Below are 23,165 nucleotides of genomic sequence, written 5' to 3' on the forward strand. Positions count from 1 at the left end.
CGTGCTTATTTCTGCCGTTTCCGTTTTGAAAAGATCGACCTTGACGATTTTCGATCCCCCCGGTGCTCTCGTCGCAGCGTCATCGCTCCGGAATATTCAACACCTCCGAAACAATCGGGAGATGTCTTTCAATCCGGATGCGAGCGCATTCGGAGTCCTCGAGGTCGAAGATTCGTCAGATGGCTATTTGCCTTTTTTGTTTGCGTTCTTGTTCTTGTTCGCGTTCTTGTTTGAGTTTTTCTTTTTCGCCGGTGAATCGGGAGCATTATTCGGCGGAAGCCATCGCTTGAGTTTTTCGATCTCGTCTTTCATGCCCGGATCACTCGCGATGTTGTTGAACTCTCCGCCGTCGCTCTCGTGGTCGTAAAGCTCTTCCGAACCGTCTGCATATCGGATGTATCGGAATCTCTCCGAGCGAATGGCGTGATTGTTCCGACCATGAGTCGTAATTGCCGGGACGAGCCATTTCGCGTCGGCATCTTTCAGAAGCGGAACAATCGAAACTCCTTCCAGCTGTTCGAGCATTGGAAGATCGCACAATCGACAGAGTGTCGGATAAAGGCTCATCAAGTCGACTGTTCGATCACAGCGACTCCCCGGTTCTGTCATTCCGGGTACGGAAATAAAGAGTGGGACGCGCGTTGCTTCTTCCCACAACGCAAACTTTCGCCAGTGTTCTTTCTCACCGAGATGCCATCCATGATCTCCCCAGAGAACGACGATGGTGTTGTCGTTGTACTGGCTCTTTTCCAGAGCATCGAGCACGCGCCCAACCTGGGCATCTGCAAACGTAATGCTGGCAAGATACGCCTGCACTGCGTGAGCCCAATTGTCTGTCTCAAGAATCGTTGCATGGTCGCCTTGCGGCTTCGCCATTTTCACGCCAGCTTCCGGAACATCGTCGAGGTCTCCTTCCGGAACATACGGGACCTTGATCTCATCGAGCGGGTACATGTCGTAATACTTGCGAGGAACCTGCCACGGCATGTGCGGTCGGAAGATTCCACAAGCAGCGAAGAATGGCTTGTCGTGATCCGCTTCAAGAAGTTCGATCGTGTGTGATGCCGTCACGTAGTCGTTCATTTCGGAGTCTTCGACGTCCAGAACGCCCCAGACAATCCCGCCTGCTCTACTGTGTGGATCATTCAGGACTTTTTTCGTCGGCTTCGGGTCTCCTCCTTTTTTCTTGTAGTCATCCCAGGATTCGTTTTCATCGAAGGCTCCGTGGAAGATCTTTCCGGCGCCGGTCGAACGATATCCATTCGCTGAGAAGTGCTGAGGAATCGTCAAAACGTCCGGCATCGCAGGACGCCACGGTTGAGGATTGTGATAGACGCCGCTCGTCCAAGGCCGCACGCCAGTCATTAGTGATGCACGCGACGGGTTACACGCCGGAGCAGCACAATATGCCCGCGTGAATGTCATTCCTCGCTCTGCCAGTCGCTCCAGATTGGGAGTCTGGCAGCCTTCGTATCCCCCGAGTGGACTGATCCAGTCATTGAGATCATCGACGGCAATGAACAGCACGTTTGGTTTCTCAGCTGCATCTGTCACCTGAATAAGCATCAAGACGGCGATTATGCCGACCCAGATTGAACAAGAACGCTGTGATATTCGCCTCATGGCACTCATCTCGTTACGGATGTTTAAGAATCCACCGATGTGAGATCGGAGGTGGAACGCACTGAGCAGATTGTCAGTTTTGGACAACATTCGCAAGGAATCGAGCGGGATGGAGGAGCCTCGGGCGAAAAGATTCGTGTTGGCGAAGAGGGGGTTGTGCAATAGAGTTCGCACAAACATCGAGAAAATCTGCGTTTTGTAACATCAAAAGCGAACGAGAACTCCGGAGACTTGATTCATGGCGAAGAAAGCGGCCCGTCCCAAACAGTATTGGCTGTTCAAGACTGAACCCGGTTCGTTTTCCATTGACGATCTGGCCGCTTCAGAAAATCAATCGACTTTCTGGGACGGTGTTCGGAATTATCAAGCGAGAAACATGATTCGCGACGACATGCGCGTCGGTGATCGAGTCTTCATCTATCACAGCAACGCCAAGCCGATGGCAATTGTCGGAACAGCCCGCATCACAAAGGCTGCCTACCCGGATCATACGGCGTTCGATGAGAACGAAAAACATTTCGACGCGAAGAGCAGTCCTGACGATCCGACCTGGTTCATGGTCGACATTAAATTGACTCAGAAGTTCAAGTCACCTGTCACTCGCGATGATCTCAAAGCGGCTTCCGATCTCGCCGAGATGATGGTGTTGAAGAAAGGGTCTCGCCTCTCGATTCAACCCGTCACAGAAGCTGAGTGGAAGCGGGTTCATGAACTCGCCGGTGCGAAACCCAAATAGTGATCGACGCAACAAATTTGACAAGCTGATATCAAAGCCACTTTCATCTCATCACATCTGCAGTACTGACGCACATGACCAGCAAAAAGCCTTTCTACCATCACAAGGCGTTTCAACTCACCGTGGGCATCGCGGTTTCCGTGCTGTGTATGTGGTTAGCACTTCGGCCGATCCTGAATGACGACGACGCATGGGATCAGCTGGTCTTCGCGTTTCGAACCGCAGACTACCGAACACTGCCGGTGATCTTTATCGTCCTCTTCATTTTCTACTGGCTGAAAGCCTGGCGATGGCGGTTGATGCTGGCTCCGATCGGGCAGTTCCGCCCCGTTAAAGACTTGCTTCCGCCGATTATGATCGGGTTCTCCTTCAACAATCTGTTGCCAGCCCATCTTGGGGAATTCGTGCGTTGCTTTGTCTTCTCGAAGCAACAGAAAGTGCCCGTTCCGGTCTCGATTTCAAGCGTCGTTCTGGAGCGAGTTTTCGACGTCATCGCGATTCTGCTGTATCTGGGAATCGGCCTGATCTTCATTGAAGGCGTTGACCCTTCGGTCAAGAAGAGTGCGTATGTCTTCGCGGGAGCCGCTGCCGCGCTGGTTCTGGGCGGGATTATTTACGTGATCTGGACGAAGCCTTTCGTCAATCTTGTGGAGAAAATCCTCAAGATGATCACGTTCATTCCGCACTCGCTGACGGACAAACTTTGTGAGATGCTGGAAGCGGGCGCTAAGGGTTTGGCATCGTTAAAGCACGGCCCCCTGCTTTTCGCCATCGTGGTCATTTCCATCATCAAGTGGGCATTAAACGGATCACTCATTCTGCTGGCGTTATGGAGTTTCGACATCTCCGTCTCTCCGGTTGTTGCGATGGTCTTGCTGGGGGTCGTTGCCTTCGGCGTGACCGTTCCATCGTCTCCGGGATACTTCGGGGTCATTCAGCTTTGCTTCATGCTTGTTCTCGAACTCTTCGTCCCGAACAAGCCAGCCATCTTTGCAGCATCGGTCTACTATCACATGTCGCAATACATTCCAGTGACTCTGATCGGTCTGATCTACTTCCTTCGATCCGGAATGAGCATCGCTCAGGTTGAAGAAGAAAAAGCGGAAGCCGACGAGCACATCGCCGCCGAGGTCGAACTGAACCCGGCAGAGAGTTAGACGATCTGCGTTACTTTCCGCACGATCATCGATGGTTGAACGATGAGAGTGTCAATTCTTTGATGTTCAAACAGCGCTGTTTCTACGCGAAAAGTTGATCAGTCGCTGTTGTTTGAACCGCAAGTTGTTTCTTGAGCGAATCGTATTCTTTGCGTTTCTCTTCAGTGGGGCTGTCGCTTGTTTTGACGGCCCGGATCAACAGATTCTTGGGAGTGTGTTCAAGGTCGATGAATTCCAGAATCTGAGTGCGGTATCCACACGACTCCAAAGCCGCCGCTCGAAGTGCATCGGTCGCCATCGACGCGAAACGCTCTTTGAGAATTCCGTGCTTCAAAATGAGATCCAGCTGTTCGTTTTCGACCTGATTGAACAACTGATGCTGACAACACGGAACCGCTAGAATCACATTTGCATTGGCGCGAACGGCATAGCTGAGCGCAGCATCCGTCGCTGTATCGCAGGCATGCAGAGACAACGCAAGATGAACGGGCTCTTTCTCGGTCGCCTGTTCAGGATCGATCCGTCCGGAAGAGAACGTCAATCCGCTGAGTTGTAATTTGTCGGCCAACGTTCGACAGCGATCAATGACATCCGTTTTCTGATCGATCCCCAACAGCTGCACGTCTCTGTTGTGAATGTTTGCGAGCAGATGATGCAACGCAAACGTGAGATAACTTAACCCGCAACCAAAGTCGACGACTCGCAGCGTCCCCTCTTTCGGCAAGTCTGCAACGACATCATTGACGATTTCGAGGTACCGGTTGATCTGGCGGAACTTCTTCATCTTCGAAGATTTGACCGTCCCTTTCTCGTTCATGATCCCGAGGGCATGCAAAAATGCACAAGGCGTCCCTTCGGGAATGAGGTAATTCTTCGACCGGTCATGCGTGAACGATCGATCGAGCGCCGGCCCCTTCCGTTTTCGTCGGGTCAGTTTCAAGCCCTTTCCAACAACACGAACGTTCCATTCCTGCTCGTTCGTGAAGAGGTAGCCATCTCTCAGCACATCCGGAAAAGTTCGTTCGAGTTCGCTGAGTGTTTCCTCAAGGCTTCGATTCGCATGAGAGACCTTTTCGCCAATGAAGCTCTCCCATTGACAAACCAGTTGCCCCTTGACTTCGAAAGGCCGAATTCGAATCTTTCTCGGAATCGTGACATCGGACTTCTGTTCCCCGGGTGAAATCGGATGGCTGAGCACAATCGTCCACGGTAATTTTCGCTCAAACGCGAATCGGACTGCTTCCAGAAACTCTTCGAGGGGGGGCGTCATTCCTGCCAAATCCAGTTCACCTAGAGTCGCTCGCCTCTCGCGGATGCAACTCGCTATCCTTCTCAAACAACACACACTCTCTTAACTTGAATTGAGAATCGCAATGGGATTGAACAAGAAACAGAAAAAGCAGATCGATGTTGCGAAGAAGAAGATCCAGAACTTGCAGCAACTTCTCGCTGCAGCGAAGGCACAGCCTGACGATCCTGAAGACGTTCCGCGTCTCAAAGAAGAAATCGAGAAACAGAAACAACTGATTGCAGAAATTGAAAAATCATGACATCCCATGAGGAGTTTCCCCCGACAATCATTGTCGTTCACCCCAAGGAAAAACGCAGCAAGTGTTCTGTGGAGCCGCTCCGAGGAACTCCGGGGTTTGAATTCTGGAAGTTTCCGGTCAGCCGAACCGAACCGATGACCGGCTACTACCGTCTCGGGCTCGGCGGTCCTCTGTTGACTCCGGAAGATCGCAACTCCGGGCTCCTCGTTCTCGACGCAACCTGGAAGCTGGCCGGGCCGATGGAAGAAGCCTTCGATGACGTCCCGATTCGGAGCCTGAAACCGTGGAAGACGGCATATCCGCGGAAGTCGAAGCTGTTCGAAGACCCTGCCGAGGGTCTCGCCACAATCGAAGCTGTCTTCGCTGCTTACGCGCAGCTCGGGCGCTCGACAGATGGCATGCTCGACAGCTACTACTGGGGTGAGCAATTCCTCGAAATCAATTCCGAATTGCTATCGAGCACTCTTGGAACAGGCACGAGCAAATAGGACGAATACTCATTGAAGAGCGTTCCTTTGAGTGTTGAGAGTTGAGATCACGCATGCAACTCGAGAGTCTGATCGACGGCTTCACGAAGATTTCGCAACACCGAATTCGCTTGAGAAACATCGCGCCAACAATTGCCGTCACAAGAGCCGCTTCCGTGATTCGTGGATCTTTAAGAAGCTTTAAGTTGCTTGACTCGATTGCACATTCGGAGTCTCATGCGAAGATGGAGATGTACCGAAGAATTCAATCGAAACGTTCTCTTCCGCCGGATCGACACTCAGGGAACAGGAGAGTTTGCGATGCCTAAGATTTTAGTCGTGGACGATTCCTCGATGGATCGAAAACTCGCGGAACGCTTGCTTCGCAAAATTGACGGATGGGAAGTCGAAACGGCCGACGACGGCCTCGACGCGATCAAGAAGACAGAATCCTTCAATCCGACTGCGGTGGTCACCGATCTGCAAATGCCGGAAATGAACGGATTGCAGCTTGTTCAGGAGATGAAATCTTCTCATCCCAATGTTCCCGTCATCGTCATGACCTCACGCGGCAGCGAGACCATCGCGGTTGAGGCGCTTCAGAGTGGAGCAGCAAGTTACGTCCCCAAAAAACAGCTCCACCGCTTGCTCATCAAAACGGTTTCACGTGTTCTTGCCACAGCTGAGGAACAACGGACTCTCAGCGAATTGATGCGTGGACTCGATACCATCAGCTGGGAATTTACGCTCAACAACGCCCCTTCTCTGCTCGCGTCACTTGTCGGATTTCTTCAGAGTGAAGTCAGCAGAACCGGCCTCCTTCCAGAATCAGACAGCTTTCGGTGCGGCGTTGCTTTCGAGGAAGCACTCTTGAATGCCGCCTATCACGGAAATCTTGAAGTCAGCTCTGACCTTCGCGAAGAGAACCCGGAAGAGTTCTACGATCTCGCTCGACAACGAAACGATCTCGAACCCTATCGCGACCGAAAAATCAGAGTCGAAGTGGACCTGAACCCCTCCGGCATCGAATACACGATTCAGGATGAAGGGCCGGGATTCGATTACTCGAACGTTCCGGACCCGACCGCGCCGGAAAATCTTGAACGCCCTTGCGGGCGAGGATTGATGTTGATGAAAACCTTTATGGATGACGTGACGTTCAACGAAATCGGGAATTGTGTCACGATGATTAAACGCAGTTCCAAGACGACGTCATCGTCTTGATTCCCCCACGCGGGGAGCTCATCGCTGTTGGGAAGACAACCCAGCAAAACCCAAACTCATCAATCCGCCATTGGTTGGAACACGTTCCCTGCCCGAAGCGAAATTCCTCGGAGAATGAATTCATGCGAAAACTGTGTCGACGCTCCAGTCCCGTCTTCACGCTGTTATTCACCGCACTCTGGAGTGCAGCGGCAACAGTTGCAGCCACATCAACTGAGGACCTGATCACTCAAGTTCAAAGTGTCGGTCGCGCCGGATCCGAAAACTCTTCGGCAGCCAAAGCTGTGAATCAATTGCAACAGATGGGACCGGAAACGCTTGGTCCTCTCCTCGTTGCGATGGACGACGCGAATCCGGTCGCCATGAACTGGTTACAGGTCGCCTTTGAGTCAATCGCAGATCAGTCTCTGAATTCGGGTCAACTCCCGGCGGAACAACTGGAGGAATTCGTCACCGACAGAACTCACAACGGCCGTGCCCGGCGTGTCGCTTTCGACTGGCTCGCCAAAGCGGACCCGTCCGCCCCGTCTCGACTCATTCCCAACATGCTCGATGACCCAAGCAGTCCGCTCCGGCGGGAAGCAGTCGCATTAGCCATCAAACGAGCAAAGGCAGCGGAATCGGAGGAGGCACAAACGGCTCTCTGGACCAAAGCTCTCTCCGGAGCAGTCGACCGGGATCAGTTCGACGAAATCGCCTCCGCTTTGAAGAAGTTGGGAGAAAAGGTCAATCTCGTCGATCACTTTGGGCTGATTATCGATTGGCATCTCATCGGTCCCTTCGACAACAAGGACGAAGCTGGCTTCGATGTCGTTTACCCTCCGGAAGAAGAAATCAACCTGTCGGCGAAATACGACGGGATGAACGAGTCCGTCAGTTGGCAGCACTTCGTCTCGGAACGCAAAGACGGAGCTTTCGATCTCGCCGAACTGACAACTTCGCACAAAGGTGCGATTGACTACGCCTACACAGAGTTCAACAGCCCGGTTGAACAACAAGTAGAGTTTCGTCTGGCGACGCCCAATGCGTGGAAATTATGGTGCAACGGAGAATTGATCTTTGCGAGGGAAGAATACCATCGCGGAATGCAATTCGATCAATACATTGTTCCCGTCCATCTTAAGCAGGGTGTCAACAAAATCCTGCTGAAGGTTTGTCAGAACGAGCAAAATCAGGATTGGGCTCAACGCTGGGCATTTCAGTTTCGGATTGTGGACGAAACAGGACGCGCCCTCTCTTCATCCGACGAATCTTCAACCAATGAATAGTGTCACGACTCCGATCTCTGAATTCATCAAGCTGCTGAATTCGAATCATGCAATCGGTTTATGACAACGACGCTCCAACGGCTTTGAGGACCAGTTTGACAACTGACGGAAAAGGTTTCATTCGATGCAACTTGTGTTTTGCTGGGTTCTCTCGGCCTGCCTGTTCGGACTTCTCACAGAAATTTCCCACGCAGACTGGAGACAGTTCCGCGGAAACCAAAGCAACGGACTCCCCGAAGACCCCGGTCGAGATTGGGATGGCATTCAGGAAGTCGTCTGGGAAGCGGATTTGCCAGGGCGTGGGCTTTCAAGTCCAATCATTGTCGGCGATCGCGTCTTCGTCACCGCAAGTTCCGGCGGCCTGCAGGAACGCCTTCACGTCCTCTGTTTCTCAGCAACAGACGGCTCGAAACTCTGGGAGCGCACCTGCTGGGCAACCGGGCGAACCGTTTGTCATCCCAAAACCTGCGTGGCTGCTCCAAGCCCGGCCAGCGATGGAAAACGCATCTTCGCCATTTATTCGAGCAACGACCTGATTTGCCTCGATCTTGACGGGAATTTGCAGTGGTTTCGCGGTCTAACGTACGAATTCCCGAATGCCAGCAACAGCCTGGGAATGGCCTCCTCCGCAGTTTCCGTGGGAGACAAGGTCGTTGTCATGTTGGAGAGTGACGATGCGTCTTTCGCTGCCGGTTTGAATGCGGACACCGGCGAAACGTCATGGGTGATCGATCGTCCTCAGCGTGCGAACTGGACCTCTCCGTCCATCGCTCCCGATGGGAAAACCATCCTGATGCAATCCTCAGCCGGGGTCTCAGCGATCGACTCGGAAACCGGAGCCGAAATTTGGAAATACTCAGACGGAGCAGCGACACAACCCACGCTCGTGATGGTGGGAGAAGTGGCGTACGTGCCGTCTCATGGAGTCACCGCCATTCGTCCCGGTCGCAGCGACACGAGTGTTCCGGAGATTCTCTGGCAAGTCGGAAATCTCTCTCCGGGTGTCCCAAGCCCGATCGCTTACGACGAGAGACTCTTCGTGATCAACAACGGAGCAGTCATTTCGGCAGCATCGCTTGAGAATGGAAAGAGGCTGTGGCAGGCACGACTCAAAGGTCCAATGAGTGCTAGTCCGGTTGTGGTCGGGAATAAACTCTTCACAGTCAACGAAGAGGGAACGACCCAAGTCATCGATCCGGACAAGAAAGGCAAGATCGTTTCCGAGCATCAATTTGGCGAGATCATGCTCGGGACCCCCGCAGTCACTGACGACGGTGTCTACGTGCGAAGCGACCAGCATCTCTACAAAATTGCTGTTGACTAGGCATCCATACGAGATCGCCGAGTCAAAATCCCGGTCCAGTCCCGAGACGTCTTTCTGGCCAATAAATGTCGCCCTCAGAAATCGCAGCAGCCCTTCCGTCAAACAGCGTTGCCGAACCAATCTCCCAGAGTGAGCGAATCACAAGGCGCAAGAATGAAGCGCGAAAAAAAGAGATCCCGTCAGCAAGTTTGCTGAAGGGATCTCGGATGCGCGTCAGAGTCTGCCCAATCTGACTAGCTTACTTCCGGAAGAAGTCGCTTGGCCCCTTGTGAGTGTAATAGGGATAAACGATCGCACCACCAGTTGCGTTCTTCTGGGGGTACTGCAACTGTCCACCTGGACCGTATCCACGCGGAACGTTGTACGCTGAAGAATAACGATGTTTTGGATAGCAGGATTGGCATCCACCGCATGCTGATCCGGCAACCGGACAACTTGCGTATCCGCCGTAGCTTCCGTATTGAGGATACATCTGTTGTCCATACTGTCCGGGAGGACAGTGACCGGTTGGACATCCGCCGGTTGCACCGGAAACCGTCTGTCCGTAGAAGACGGTTTGGCTTGGTCCTTGCCCCATTTTGGCATCGTAAACGAACTGATGCACTTGCTGTTTATGCTCAGGCAAATTGATCCCGGTCTGCTGAATCTGCTGAGGGGAGACTTGTGGCATAGGAGCTTGTCCCATGACAGATGCTGCCGGCAACAGGCATCCAGCCACGATGAGGAGTTGAATTCGCTTCATGATGTTGTCCTCTGCTGATCGAGGCTTGGGCCTCCGAACCAGAATTCAGTACCACTGAAAGATCAAATCGACTTAGAAGGTGGTGCAACTCGTTGGGAATTTCCCTTGCGAGCGAACCACAATAGATGCGAACGTCTTTCTGCCCAGCTCGACTTCCACACCCGTACACAACTGTGCAAGGGGTGACTCTGTCCCACCGGACCGGCAAATTCCGCCAGCCAGCGGATTGGCAACATTCGACACAATACCGTTATCGGCAGTTGGACCGGTGGAATACGGAGAATCTGCCAGATTCGTAGAACTCAATCATTGAGATCACATGGACGATCTTGCAGTACTCTCCTGACCGGAATAAAGTACCAGACCGAATCGAATTACCCATGTTCGCTGTTTCTCACACTTCGCGAACCTAAGACTTGGGAATGCATCGATCGGACGGAGACAACAACAGTTTTGAGCATCGTTGGATTTGGTTCTCAAGCGATTCATATCTCAACGCGCGCAGCCCCATGCTGTGCCGCACATTGAGACGATCGCCGGGGAGAGAGCAACCCGCTCTTGTCTCTTCCGAATGAGAATTCCAAACTGACGATCAACGACAAGGGAGTGTTCGCGTGTACGTGGCCGCATCGACGAGGTGCTTCGGTGACCTCGACTACTGGCAGAGTCTAACACTGATTTCAGACCATGAATTCGACAAGGTCGAAATCTATCTTGATGAAACAGGCGCTCTTGCCCCCAGTCAAATTACTTCTGATCCCAATCACTTTTACCATCAGATGCGAGAGAAAACGCGACTGGCCCCGATCGCATTCACGCTCGCACATGAAATTCCGATCGAACAGTTTGAAAAGCTGTGCAGTCTGTCCAAACTGATGCAGGTCACGCAGGTGAATGTTGCCACGTCGCCTGTCGGGACTCCTTTCAACTCGGAAATCGACCGATTGAAGGCGATGGCACGTGCCGCGGCCACCGAAGGAATTCGAGTCGGCATCCGAACCGAAGCCGGAACATTGTCTGCCGACGCACACACCGCTGTCGAATTATGTCAGGCTGTGAGCGGATTGGGCATCGCATTCGATCCAAGCTACTTCGTTGATCCAGAAAAGATCGATCAGATTGTCGACCTCGTCGCCAAGTACACGATGCACGTCTTCCTGAGAGATTCCACGCGCGAACAACTTCAGGTGCAGGTCGGACTCGGAGAAGTCGATTACGGTCGGATTATTTCTCAGCTGGAAAAGCATCGCTATTCCCGCGCGCTCTCTGTTGAACTTCTGCCAAACCTCATGGATCAGGAACAACGAACGCTCGAATTGCGAAAGCTGAGAATGTTGATCGACTCGCTTCTGTAAGACGCGTTCGTCAAGTTCCATTCAATCACCGTCACAATCATAGGGGGAATCGTCGGTGAAAGATCCACGAATTGATGAACTGGCCTCGGTCCTGATCGATCACAGTTGCCAGTTGAAGGCCGGTGAGAAAGTCCTCATCGAAGCCTTCGATCTTCCGGAAACGAATTTAGTCTGTTCACTGGTGGAAACCGCCAGAGCCCGCGGAGCACATCCGCTTGTGCTTTGGAAGAACAACGAGATTCTTCGTTCACTGTATCAGCATTCCGACCGAGAGGGCCTGAAGCTGATGGGTGAACTCGAAGCGGAAGCGATGTCTCGCGTTGATGCGTACGTCGGAATTCGCGGAGCGCTCAACAGCGATCAAATGTCCGACGTTTCCGGATCGCAGATGGATCTCATGACCGAGTGTGTGTGGCAACCGGTTCACATTGACATTCGCGTTCCGAAAACAAAATGGGTTGTCTTGCGCTATCCCACTCATTCGATGGCGCAGGCCGCTCAAATGAGCACGCCCGCGTTCGAAGACTTCTTCTTCGATGTCTGCACCGCCGATTACGCCGCGATGGGGAAAGCTCAGGAACCGCTTCGCGAACTGATGCTCAAAACCGAACATGTGAAGATCGTCAGTCCCGAAACGGAACTGGAATTCTCGATCAAAGACATGCCCGTCATTGCCTGTAACGGTGACCGCAACATCCCGGACGGTGAAGTCTTTACCGCCCCAGTCCGCGACAGCCTCAACGGAGTCATCCAGTATAATGCCGGGTCTCGGTATCAAGGGACCGTTTTTGAGCAGATTCGATTTGAGTTCCGAGACGGCAAGATTGTCGACGCTTCCTGCCAGGGCGACTCGACACGGCTCAACGAAATTCTCGACACCGACGAAGGCGCCCGATTCATCGGAGAATGGTCAATGGGCTGCAACAATCGCGTTCGACATCCAATGCTCGACACCCTCTTCGACGAGAAGATCGGCGGCTCAATGCATTTGACGCCCGGAAACGCGTATGATGAAGCCGACAACGGCAATCGCAGTCGGGTCCACTGGGATCTGGTTCTCATTCAGACTCCCGAATACGGTGGAGGTGAAATCTGGTTCGACGGCACACTCATCCGTAAAGATGGGAAATTTTTGCCCCAAGAATTACAGCCGCTCAACGAAGGGCTTTCTTGAACATGAAGCGAGTCTGTGTTCTCGCAGTCGCGCGTCGAATCAATTCAATGAGTGAATCAGCAACGGCAGTGTGATGTTCGCGAGTGAAGTTGACATTGCATTGCGTTTCCTACTGAAGACGAATTCCAACATTTCCTGTTTCCGAGTCTGACCGTTTGGTCTGCACAGTTTCTGTCTGTCAATCGATTTCAAGGACACTTATTCATGCTATCTCTGGCCAGCTTAAGGCTTTTTGCCCAGTCGCTGTGCGTTCTGACAGTTGTCGCTTTCACATCGGTCGCCGTCCATGCACAGCCCGCTCCGCGATCCGATCAGCGACTGCCGCCTGATGTTTTCTTTTATGCAACAACACCTGACGTCCCTGCGACATTTGATCAGTTCCAGCAGACCCCTTGGGGACAACTGATCTACGGTCCGGAAATGACCCCTTTCCGCGAACACATGATCGAGTGGGTCCAAAACAAGATGGCGGAATCGGTCGAACGTGTTGAAGCCGACCTTGGATACCCGCCGAGCGACCTCGCAGCCTTGATCGATGGCGAAGCGTCCATTGCTGTGGTTCGTCCTTTGGGGGGAGCACTCGGAGTTGTCGCCTTCGTCGAGACTGGCGATCACGAAGACATTCTTCAGCCACTTCTGGATAAAATCGACAGCGAACTCGCGAACCAAGAAAAAGTCACAGCAACGTCCGAAACCATTGCCGGGACTGAGATCAAAGTCTATTCCATCCAGACAGATTCACCGCAGATGCCAACAGTGGATGTCTGCTACTTCGTCAAAGATGGAACCGTCATCATTGGATCGTCCGTCGACATTCTCGATTCCGTTCTCGAACGATGGGATGGAGAACACGCTCAGACATTCGAAAAGAACAGCTTCTATCAACAATTTCTGGCTCGCTGCCAGACGTCAGACGGAAGTGAACCGGACTCCATTTACTTTGTGACTCCCGTTCAACTCACCTTGGGAATTCTGCAATCGATTCCGGACACACAGTTCTTCGGAGCGATGGCAGCTGGCTTCCTCCCGCAATTTGGAGTGAACACATTGCGTGGAGCGGGCGCGACCGTCGAACTGAACGCCGAGGATTTCGCCACAATTTCGCGATCACTTCTCATTGTTGATCAGCCGACAGCCGGGATTTTCAAAGCGTTTGAATTCCGTCCGACCTTCACCGAAGTCTCTGACTGGGTTCCTGCTGACGCATCAGGTTACTTCGCATTCGACTGGAATCTGCTCGGCGCTTACGACACCATCGAAAACCTCTATGACACATGGATCGGCCGCCAGCCAGGCAGCTTCGAGAAAATGGTCACTCAGGCGACTCGTCGTGCCGATGGATTCGACCTGCACATCCGTGACGATGTTCTCGCGACATTCTCCGGTCAGTTCGAGTTCTTCTTCGCGACCCCTGAAGGTGACGATCCCAATGACGTCGACGGAACCGCAGCGATTGGCATCACGGACCCGGAAAAAGCCCAGAAACTCATCGATCTCGCCCTTGAACAGGCAGACTCAGTCGAAGAAGGGACCGTTTCCGGGAACACCGTTACTCTCGTGTCATCCGGCGGAAAAGACTTCGTCGTCGCCATTCACGACGGAACTGTTTACATCACCCGATCGCAAGAGCGAGCCAAGCAAATCTTTGACGGCCTGCCTGACAACATGTCGCTCAAGCAGTCGCAGAATTACCTCCGCGCAGAGTCGCATCTTCCGGAAAGCTATTCGTTCTTCTCGTACCAGGATGCCGCCACGGGCATGAAGGCCAACTACGAAAAACTCCGCAACGGAGATTTCGACAGTGCCACAGAAGGAGAAATCGACTTCTCTCTGTTGCCACCTTACGAAGAGGTTTCGAAGTACTTCGTGCCTTCGTTCAGCTACTGCATCCCAACCGATGAAGGCCCCTACACCGAGCAGTTCACTCTGCCCATCGTGGAATAGCATTTCCGCCGTAAGGTCTTTCTACAGAAGAGATTGACAATTGCAATTGCAGAAACCAGCCGACAGCTCGTCGTCTGGTTTCTTGCATTTCTGGTCTCCAATCGCCCGATCTGATTGAAGCCTCGATCGGTGTTGGATATCGTTCTGAAAGTAGAGGAACCTGTTTTGACCGCAAGCGTCTGCTTGCCGAGTGTTTCCTCTGTCACGAATGCTTCAATTCATCGAGTCGTAGATCGTTGACTTCCAGAAATCGACATCTCAGTTTTCGATGGAAACGTGTCGATTGAAGCCAAAATCGGAGCGTCGTCGACGGATCGATGTCTGCCAGATGCTCCCCAACACAGTTACAGTTTATCTCCCAGCGAGAATCACTGAAGAAAGAGAAGTCATGGGATTGTTTGAAGGAAAGAAGGGAATCGTTCTGGGAATTGCGAACGATCACTCGATCGCATGGGCGATTACACAACAACTCTTCGCCGAAGGTGCGGAGATTGGTTTCACACACCTTCCCGACAAAGACCCAGCTCGTCCGAAAAACGAAAACAAAGTCCGTAAGCTCGTCGATCCGCACGGCGCGAAATTCGTCATCCCCTGCGATGTCACGAGCGACGAGCAACTTGATACCGTCTTCGAGAAAACCGAGCAGGAGTTCGGCAAGATCGACTTCGTGCTCCACAGCATCGCATTCGCTCCCCCTGCCGACTTGACCGGCCCGGTCTACCGCTGCAGTCGTGATGGTTTCAAACTGGCCATGGAAATCAGCGTCTACAGCCTGATCGCAATGGCAGGTCGAGCGCAAGGTCTCTTGAACGAGGGGGGAAGCATGCTCACCCTCAGCTATCTCGGTGGAGAACGTGTGATTCCCGGTTACAACTTGATGGGGCTGTGTAAGTCCGCACTCGAAAGTGCCGTAGGCTATCTCGCGAGCGAATTCGGTCCCGAAGGCAAACGAGTCAACGCAGTGAGCGCCGGCCCGGTCAAAACTGTCAGTGCCAGTGGTGTCGGAGACATCAAGAAGATGTTTCAGCTCTACGAAACATTCTCGCCAATGCGTCGCAATATCACCGCCGAGGAAGTCGGGAAATCGTCAATGTTCCTGCTGAGCGATTACGCTTCAGGAATCACCGGGGAAGTGTTGCACGTCGACGCCGGTTACCACTGTGTGGCTGCTCCGCCTCTCGACGCGTTCGACGAAAAGTAAGAAGCCGCATCTTCCGTTTTTCGCGAACCTCACACTCCTGAACCTTTTATGACAGGCAGGACATGCGCAGCCCTCAACTGATGGACCGTTCGACGAGTCGTCTGGTCGTTGTCGACATGCAGGAAAAACTCTTGCCTGTCGTCGAGCGACACAGCGAAATCCTGCGGAGAACGTTGCAACTCGTACGGGCTGCGCAAATTCTTGATGTGCCGACGACTGCCACGGAGCAGTATCCGCGAGGTTTAGGCGGAACCGTGGCTGAACTGGCAGAAGCGATTCCAAATCGCCCGGAAAAGTTACAATTCAGCGCTGCGGAATGTCTCGATGGGACTTCAGAGACAATTCTCTCCGAGGCGCGACATCAGATCGTTCTCGCAGGAATCGAAACACATGTCTGCGTCCTTCAGACAGCACTCGATCTGTCTTCGAAAGGCTTTAATGTGTTCGTCGTTGCAGACGCCGTCGGCAGTCGCACCGCAGAGGACAAGTCCATCGCACTGAAACGCATTTCCGACGAAGGCATTCAGGTCGTTTCGACCGAGATGGTGCTCTTCGAATGGTGCGAAGTGGCAGGCACCGACGAGTTCAAGCAAATCAGCAAACTCGTGACCAACCGAGACTAGAGCAAGTTGCTCTTTCCTGTGCACTCGCTTGCACTGTTTCATAAGTCAAAAGGCTGTGCTTGCTCGTGCGAGATCGTTCACACAAAATCAGAAACTGCTCTAGGATTCACTCTCAACTCAAAGTTGAGTTGAGAGTCTCATTTTCTGATTCGCTGGTTAACCGACGGACTCGCCAGCCACGAGAGACGCGAGCACTTTGCGAGTTCCTGTAAAGTTACGACGACCGTGCATTGCCACATAGTTGTCAACAAGTGCGATGTCCCCCGATTGCCACATCAGGTCGAACGTCACGCGTTCTGCGAGGTCCGAGCACGCCATGACATCTTCCGGATCCAGAATCGAACCATCACCAAAACGGATCGAATTTGAGGGATCGTTGCGGGTATCTTTCCAGCCTTTATACGCAGCGATCAACTGATTGAAGAATGCCTTTCGCCCATCTCCGAGATCACGGACAGCATCCAGCACAGGTGTCACAGCTTTCAGACTTCCATCATCCAGCCAGGTCCAGGTGTAGCCCAACTCTCGCATCCGCTCTTCTGCTTCTTCGCGGGTTTGAGCACGAAACGTACTCTGCCAGCTGCGGCCCATACCTGACTGTGCATCGTCAAAACCAGGCATAACATTCGTGTATTGAAGCCCTTTGTTTTCACAGTCTGCGGCGAATTCCGGAAGCTCTTTTTGCATCAACTCAAACAGTGCATCCGAGCGGCAAAGCGGAGTGGCTCCACCGGTGTCTGCGGCATGCTCACAAAAGAAAAACAACTTGCTTGGGTAAACAGGTGTCTGCGCCATTTCGTGATGCAGAAAAATCGTCACTTCCGGAGGAGCTTCGTTTGCTGTGAAGACTCGATCCGTTTTGACGACGCGCACGGCATTCGAAAGAGAGTCCTCATACCGAAAGTTCGGAAATCCGCAGGCTTCAATGAACCGATCAAATTCGAAGGCATCCGCAACGGGAAATCCACGGAAAAGTATCGCTCCGTGTTTCGCAGCTGTGTCGCTGATCAGTTGAGAATGCGGTTTGAGAAACTCTTCGACATCCGCAAGATCACGCGAAGGGGAATCCCACTGAATCACGATGGGGAAAACTCCCCCGTCAATTGACAGTTGTCCGTCCACGTGGACTTCACGGACGGATTCTTCGTTCTTCAGGACTTCTGAAATCGTCAATTGTGACACACTCGACTCCCCACTGAGGACTGCAAACACATCCATCAATGCGCGAAAGACATGAACAAAACTTGTCCCGAGAAACTCAATCATAGATCGGACAAAACGTGTTGAATGCCTCGAGCCCAAAATCTCCAGGATCGTTGAATCGGCGATGTTGATCGAGCCCGGAAATCGCCGCCATTTCGTCATCGGACAATTCAAAATCGAAGATCGAAATGTTCTCGACCAATCGCTCCCGACGCGTTGTCTTCGGAATCACTGCTGTTTCACACTGAACTCCCCAGCGGAGCACAACTTGTGCAGGCGTCCGACCATGCCGCTTGGCAATGTCCTGAACAACCGCTTGAGACAACACGGAATCATCCGTTCCAGCCATTCCGATCGGCACATACGAAAGTGCTCCGAGCGGAGAAAATCCCGTGACCGCGATCTTTTGTTGCTGACAATATTTGAGCAGTTTCTCCTGAACGAGATAGGGATGCCGCTCAATTTGCAGCACCGAAGGGCGAATTCTCGCACCGTTCAAAAGATCAGCGAGGAGCCCCGTGTTGAAGTTGCAGACACCGATATTCTTGATGAGTCCTTCATCGACCAGTTCTTCCATGGCCTGCCAGGTTTCGAGAATCGGAACCGGTGCAAACTCCATTTGGGGAGTCTCCTGTTCAGGATCGAAGACCCAACCGGGAGGGTATCTTTCTTCAAACGGAACGTACTTGAGCGATATCGGAAAGTGGATCAGATAGAGATCCAACTCGTCCAATTGCAAATCCGTCAGCGTCTTCTGCAATGCTGGCCGAACATGTTCTGGAGCGTGATACGTATTCCAAAGCTTGGAAGTGACCCACAAATCCTCCCGCTGACAACGTCCGCTGTTGAGAGATGCCGATAGCCCTCGGCCGACAGCTTCCTCGTTGCCGTAATCACAGGCACAATCGAAGTGGCGGTACCCAACATCAATTGCCTCTTCGACGATCGACGGGACCGCTTCGGAATCGATTTTCCAGAATCCCAGACCAACTTTAGGGAGCTTCGCCCCGCTGGCCAATTGGAGTGTCTCGGTCATGTTCTCAGTTTTCTCTGCCTCAGAGTCTTCTGTTTCATGCTGCTTTCCGAAAACCGATTCCTCATCGCTGGGGAATGCTTGGCGTCTCAGATTTTCAGATCACCTTCATCGCGATTTTCACGAAGTCATAGCAGATTCTGGCATCAGAGTCCCGGCAACCGAACCCATTTCCATCGGTAATTTTTCACACCTCAAGAGCGAGCATGAAAAGACGTGTCAGTCGGCCTGAACCTCAGGCGGACGAGACCGGAAAATCTCTTCGAAGTAGTTTCGGATCAGCTTCGAATATTCTCCGGATGGCCGCTTCCGGGCGGAGTTCAGGAGTTCGGTTTGCAACTCTCCCGGCAACTGCCCCCAATCTCTCGCATCGCTCGACTGGATCTGCAGATTCAAATCGCTCAGGTCAACGAGTTGATCCACTCCAAACTCGGAGGATTCTGAACTCGGGCTGCTGCCCGGTTGCTGTCCTTCCGGCTTTGATCCGGGCTTTTGCTGGCCGGGCTGAGCCATTCCCATTTTTCCCGCAGCTTGTCGCATTGATTTCGCAGCCTGACGCAGGGCCTGAGATGACGACGACGGTTGCTGCTCCGATTGGCTTCCCTGTTCGGAGGGTTGTTGACCTTCTGATCCCCCCTCGTCCGAAGCTTCCATGTCTCCGGAATCGGTCTGCTGATCTTCTTGCGATGCCTGTTGCTGGTCTCCGTTCTCGCCTGAGCTGAGTTGTCCGAGTTGCTTCAACATCCGCCCCGCCGCCTGCAAATGCCCCCCAGCAGATGCGACCTGTTCACCCACTCCGTCAGAAATCAAAGACTCTTCTTGCTGTTGACCTTGTCCCTGTTGACCCTGTCCCTGTTGACCCTGTCCCTGTTCGCCTTGTCCCTGTTCGCCTTGTCCCTGTTCGCCCTGGCCCTGTTCGCCCTGGCCCTGTTCGCCCTGGCCCTGTTCGCCCTGGCCCTGTTCGCCCTGGCCCTGTTCGCCCTGGCCCTGTTCGCCCTGGCCCTGTTCGCTCTGAGAAGATTGGTTCATCTCGGATCCAGAATCCTGAGTTGGTTTTTCGCTTTCCGAGTTTGCATCCGAGGCCGACATCGACTCAGAACCCATCGACTCAGAACCCATCGGCGCGGAATCCGGCGACGAAGCATTCTCACCTGACGCCGTGTTCTGGTCAGACGGGTTCGTTTTCGTATTCATTTCACTCGGTTGAAACTGATCCCCAGCCAGTTCGCGCGCATTTCGCGCAGCCTGTTCCAGAGATCTGGCAGCTTCACGTGCAGAATGTGCTGACTGGGTCCGGTTCTGCTGTTGCGTCGCTGTTTCTGCCTGTTCCATTTGCTCACGAGCTTGTGAAACAGACTTCTTGGCCTCTCTCAATCTTCGTTCCGATTGCGAAGAGTTCGGTGTCGGCAAGGCAGCGAATTCATCTTCGGTCCGAACGAACTCATCCGCCAGGGAATCTGTCTCTTCGAGAACCCGATCCTGTGAGGCTTCGACCGGAGAACGCTCTGAACTCTCGCCTTGGACGGAATCGTTCTCTCTGTCAGAAGTTGGTCGCGATGCTGATTCTTCTGATCCGTTGGGCCTCTCCTCACTTTGATCCGAGCGGTCAGAGTTGGCAGGACTCTCTTCATTGGTAGGACGCTCTCCCTGCTCCGGACGCTTATCGTTATTCTCCGAACGCTCTTCGTTCTGCTGCCCTTGTTGCAACTGTTGACCGCTGGTTTTCATGTCCTCAATGAGCTTTTCAAGCTGACTGGCAGATTCAGAGCCTTCCGATTCTTGAGCTTCTGCGAGGCGATCGGCCGCGACTTGTTGTGCTTTTTGATGGCTTTCCAGTGCTTCTCCGAGATCTCCTCGCTGAAGATGTTTAGCAGCGTCTTCGAGATGGGTCGCTGGGTTCGTTCGCCGCCCCTCCTCCGGTGTATCGCGTTCCTCTTCGAGTGATTGAATTGCCTTGCGGAGTTCGTTCGCCAGCTTTTGCTCCTGTTGTCTGAGCGACTTCGTTTCTTTCGCCAACTCTTGAGCCTGCTGGCGATGTGTCTTGGCGATGTCGTTTTGTTCCTCAGCGAGTTGTCCAGCCTTGTGAGCAATTTCGGCCAACTTGCGTTCGACAGAAGTTCGAGCCGACGATTCCAACTCGGGCTGTCGCTTCATCAGTTCAGAAAGTTCACGAGAGAGATTCCGCTGGGCATTCGAAGCGTCTCGATGATCGAGATTCCATTCCTGCCGCGCACGTGATTGTTCGGGAGTGAGCGCATCGCCCTCTTCTCCAATTTGACTCTTCCGTTGTTCAAGATCTTCCACGCGATCGGCAAGTCGCTCTGACTGGTGAGCAAGACGATTCAGTTCCAATAGATCTCGCTGTAAATCAGCAGCTTCGCTGTAATCTTGTTGGACCTGATCCAGTTGCTTTTCCGTTTTCAGCATATTGCGAATGGCTTGTTCGAACTCCTCTGCCTTGTCAGGGAGTTCAGCCTGATCGGCATCGTTCAAGTTTTCTTGTGCCTGCGCCAAAGGTTCCTGAGCCGCATTCTGAAGCTGGCTGGAAACCTGATTCATGAGAGGCTGCTGGTTCATGTGTGCAGCCAGTTGCTCCATTTGCTGCTGAAGCTTCTCCAGTTTCTCACGAACTTGAGCGACGTCCTCCTGATTGTCCCAATTGTTGTCTTTCGCAACGTCCAATTCGGCCTGCTTCTTCAACTCTTCTGTCTTTTCGCGTTGGCTTTCGAGTTGCGATTTCAGGTTCTTCAACGCTTCCTCAGTCTGTTGCTGCCGTTGAGCGAATGTCTGATCGCCATAAGGCTTCGCGTCGAGACGAATCGGCAGGAACCGTTTCACTGTCCATGTTTCATTCGGTGCGGGGATCGGCCGCTCATCGACTGCCCGAGCTCGATAGGCGATGCGCATGCCTTCGGAAAGCTTGAACTGCGCGAGGTCGAGTTCAAAGAGGTTCTCAACGTGCCGTTCACCAAGCTGTCGTTGATCCACTCGAAACACGCGCTCTTCTGTCAATTGAGGGCTGCGAACGATTTCGCAGTGGAGTTCGAGTTGGTCGACTCCGTAATCATCACTCGCGATGATCGGCACGGGAAACAGGTCGTCCGGGCGGGCGCTCGTCAAACTTTCGTTGTCACCGAACGCAATTGTGGGAGGCAGATCTTCGGCAATCGTCAGTCTTCGAGACCCTGACAACACGGTCGTCAACCCGTCGGCATCTTGCAGTCGAAGTTGGAAACGTCCCGATGGGTGGGATTGATCAAGTCGTTCTTCAAGATGTGCGACAAGCCCCGATGGATCGATGTTCAGCGGAGTGATCGAAGCGATCGCGGTGCCATCATCAAGAGGTTCGAGGTCGGGTCGGGCGGGCCCATCAAGCCAGAGGATTTCGGCTTCGACGATCGGCTTATTGAATTCTGCATCGATCATCCAGAGGCTTTGTTCGAGCGCAATGATTTCTCCCAAAACGAGATCATGCTGTTGAGCGGGAAGTCCCGTGTAGGCCGGTGGCGTCAATACGATCTGGAAGGCTGTCATCTCTGGTCGATCGACAACCTGAATGTCGTGCTCCCGAGTCTTTGAGCCATCCGCTCGAACGAAGTATCGAAACCCGTTCTCGACACGTGCCAGTGTCCCTTCGTAACACTCACTCTCCGAATTCCAGTCGAGTCGTCGCTGGTCCGTGCTTCCGTGATTGTCCGTCCAGTGGAGCCACGCGGATTCGGGAAGTTCTCCCGGTGTCAGTCTCCAGTCGGCTTCGACCTGAAAAGTGACATCCGAATGTCGAGCGACTGTGCGGTCACCGTCGACGACCGTCAGCATGAGATTGTGAACGCGTTCGTAGTTTCCCCAAGGATTGACGAACCTTGCGAACAACACACCATAAGCCGGCCCAACAAACAGAAGCGGCAACAGCAACGCCAGAACAGCGATTCCGCCTCCCCAGCAATACCGCACGGCCCGCCTTGCATCGACGGCATCTGAGAAGTCGGTCCGTTTCGTGAGATCGGCCGTTTCGCGAAACAGCCAATGCTTCATCAAAGGCGACGCATTGGGATCGGGAGCGGAGAGGAGTTCAACCGTTGAAAGAAGGCGTTCATCGAAGTCGGGATTTTGCAGTTCGACGTATGCAGCAAGTTCGGTCGGCTCGTAGCGTCGAAGCATTGGACGCACGACCCACAGAATCATCGTCAGAGCAACGAGGAGCAATGATACGACCAACATCGTCGCTCGAAGCCAGAGCGGCAGATCGAATGAGAGGTCGACCCCAATCGACACGATCACACAAACGGCAGCGATGATCGCTGTGAAACCGAGACCTCCCAGCGCCGATGTCCCACGGAGCCGGTTCTGCAACTGACGAAACTGATTGACCAATACCTCAGGAAGTTCCGGCTGCATTCAAACTCTCCACATCGCGACTTTCTTACGGCCCTAGTCATTCCCACGGGCACTCTCATCGTAGCAATTTTGCGATCCGCTTGCTTGATAAAACGCAGATCCCGCTGCTCGAAAACAGGGGAATTCGCCAATGTTGCGAATTT

The 23,165-nt window shown here is 53.1% G+C and carries 18 protein-coding genes; 12 read left to right on the forward strand and 6 right to left on the reverse strand.

The annotated features are described in order from the left end of the window. Positions 1-183 precede the first annotated feature (183 nt). Positions 184-1,623, reverse strand: coding sequence for a sulfatase (locus KOR42_RS13355; protein ID WP_231740914.1), 1,440 nt, complete (start codon positions 1,621-1,623; stop codon positions 184-186). Between the two features lie 238 nt (positions 1,624-1,861). Here KOR42_RS13355 and KOR42_RS13360 point away from each other — a divergent pair, with 238 nt between their 5' ends. Both KOR42_RS13360 and KOR42_RS13365 read left to right on the forward strand, forming a co-directional pair. Further along, entirely contained in the window at positions 1,862-2,359 is a 498-nt protein-coding gene (locus KOR42_RS13360; RefSeq protein WP_146510331.1) for an EVE domain-containing protein, read from the forward strand. Positions 2,360-2,433: 74 nt separating this feature from the next. Continuing rightward, positions 2,434-3,516, forward strand: coding sequence for a lysylphosphatidylglycerol synthase transmembrane domain-containing protein (locus KOR42_RS13365; RefSeq protein WP_146510332.1), 1,083 nt, complete (start codon positions 2,434-2,436; stop codon positions 3,514-3,516). A gap of 82 nt (positions 3,517-3,598) precedes the next feature. Here the strand turns inward: KOR42_RS13365 and KOR42_RS13370 are convergent, their stop codons facing one another. Then, the gene (locus KOR42_RS13370) at positions 3,599-4,786 is read right to left on the reverse strand and encodes a class I SAM-dependent methyltransferase (RefSeq protein WP_146510333.1); all 1,188 of its coding nucleotides are present in this window, start codon (positions 4,784-4,786) and stop codon (positions 3,599-3,601) included. A gap of 103 nt (positions 4,787-4,889) precedes the next feature. Here KOR42_RS13370 and KOR42_RS26640 point away from each other — a divergent pair, with 103 nt between their 5' ends. The 5 genes from KOR42_RS26640 to KOR42_RS13390 all read left to right on the forward strand — a co-directional run bounded on the left by KOR42_RS26640 (position 4,890) and on the right by KOR42_RS13390 (position 9,349). Further along, on the forward strand, positions 4,890-5,066 hold the full coding sequence (locus KOR42_RS26640; RefSeq protein ID WP_197441158.1) for a hypothetical protein: 177 nt from the start codon (positions 4,890-4,892) through the stop codon (positions 5,064-5,066). Beyond that, the gene (locus KOR42_RS13375; protein ID WP_146510334.1) at positions 5,063-5,554 is read left to right on the forward strand and encodes a hypothetical protein; all 492 of its coding nucleotides are present in this window, start codon (positions 5,063-5,065) and stop codon (positions 5,552-5,554) included. The genes KOR42_RS26640 and KOR42_RS13375 overlap by 4 nt, the downstream gene beginning before the upstream one ends. A gap of 300 nt (positions 5,555-5,854) precedes the next feature. Beyond that, complete coding sequence (locus KOR42_RS13380) at positions 5,855-6,757, forward strand: ATP-binding response regulator (RefSeq protein WP_146510335.1); 903 nt, start codon at positions 5,855-5,857, stop codon at positions 6,755-6,757. Between the two features lie 122 nt (positions 6,758-6,879). Next, a complete protein-coding gene (locus KOR42_RS13385) occupies positions 6,880-8,025 on the forward strand; it encodes a hypothetical protein (protein WP_146510336.1) in 1,146 nt (381 codons plus the stop codon). A 124-nt stretch (positions 8,026-8,149) separates the two neighbouring features. After that, entirely contained in the window at positions 8,150-9,349 is a 1,200-nt protein-coding gene (locus KOR42_RS13390; RefSeq protein ID WP_146510337.1) for an outer membrane protein assembly factor BamB family protein, read from the forward strand. 238 nt (positions 9,350-9,587) lie between these two features. Here the strand turns inward: KOR42_RS13390 and KOR42_RS13395 are convergent, their stop codons facing one another. After that, positions 9,588-10,091 carry a hypothetical protein gene (locus tag KOR42_RS13395; protein ID WP_146510338.1) on the reverse strand — a complete coding sequence of 168 codons (504 nt, stop codon included), beginning with the start codon at positions 10,089-10,091 and terminating at the stop codon, positions 9,588-9,590. Between the two features lie 614 nt (positions 10,092-10,705). Here KOR42_RS13395 and KOR42_RS13400 point away from each other — a divergent pair. The 5 genes from KOR42_RS13400 to KOR42_RS13420 all read left to right on the forward strand — a co-directional run bounded on the left by KOR42_RS13400 (position 10,706) and on the right by KOR42_RS13420 (position 16,388). After that, positions 10,706-11,446 carry a sugar phosphate isomerase/epimerase family protein gene (locus KOR42_RS13400; RefSeq protein ID WP_146510339.1) on the forward strand — a complete coding sequence of 247 codons (741 nt, stop codon included), beginning with the start codon at positions 10,706-10,708 and terminating at the stop codon, positions 11,444-11,446. Between the two features lie 55 nt (positions 11,447-11,501). After that, positions 11,502-12,620 carry an aminopeptidase gene (locus KOR42_RS13405; protein WP_146510340.1) on the forward strand — a complete coding sequence of 373 codons (1,119 nt, stop codon included), beginning with the start codon at positions 11,502-11,504 and terminating at the stop codon, positions 12,618-12,620. Between the two features lie 204 nt (positions 12,621-12,824). Further along, complete coding sequence (locus KOR42_RS13410; RefSeq protein WP_146510341.1) at positions 12,825-14,564, forward strand: hypothetical protein; 1,740 nt, start codon at positions 12,825-12,827, stop codon at positions 14,562-14,564. A 388-nt stretch (positions 14,565-14,952) separates the two neighbouring features. Continuing rightward, entirely contained in the window at positions 14,953-15,765 is an 813-nt protein-coding gene (locus KOR42_RS13415; protein ID WP_146510342.1) for an enoyl-ACP reductase FabI, read from the forward strand. 62 nt (positions 15,766-15,827) lie between these two features. Then, positions 15,828-16,388, forward strand: a complete 561-nt coding sequence (locus tag KOR42_RS13420; RefSeq protein WP_197441159.1) for a hydrolase — start codon at positions 15,828-15,830, stop codon at positions 16,386-16,388. 156 nt (positions 16,389-16,544) lie between these two features. Here the strand turns inward: KOR42_RS13420 and KOR42_RS13425 are convergent, their stop codons facing one another. From KOR42_RS13425 to KOR42_RS26645, 3 genes are all read right to left on the reverse strand, one after another. Then, a complete protein-coding gene (locus KOR42_RS13425; RefSeq protein WP_231740915.1) occupies positions 16,545-17,570 on the reverse strand; it encodes a TauD/TfdA family dioxygenase in 1,026 nt (341 codons plus the stop codon). A gap of 76 nt (positions 17,571-17,646) precedes the next feature. After that, a complete protein-coding gene (locus KOR42_RS13430; protein WP_146510343.1) occupies positions 17,647-18,627 on the reverse strand; it encodes an aldo/keto reductase in 981 nt (326 codons plus the stop codon). A 216-nt stretch (positions 18,628-18,843) separates the two neighbouring features. Then, the gene (locus KOR42_RS26645; protein WP_197441160.1) at positions 18,844-23,022 is read right to left on the reverse strand and encodes a hypothetical protein; all 4,179 of its coding nucleotides are present in this window, start codon (positions 23,020-23,022) and stop codon (positions 18,844-18,846) included. Positions 23,023-23,165 lie beyond the last annotated feature (143 nt).

The organism is Thalassoglobus neptunius (genome assembly GCF_007859735.1).
In the GTDB taxonomy this organism is placed as follows: domain Bacteria; phylum Planctomycetota; class Planctomycetia; order Planctomycetales; family Planctomycetaceae; genus Thalassoglobus; species Thalassoglobus neptunius.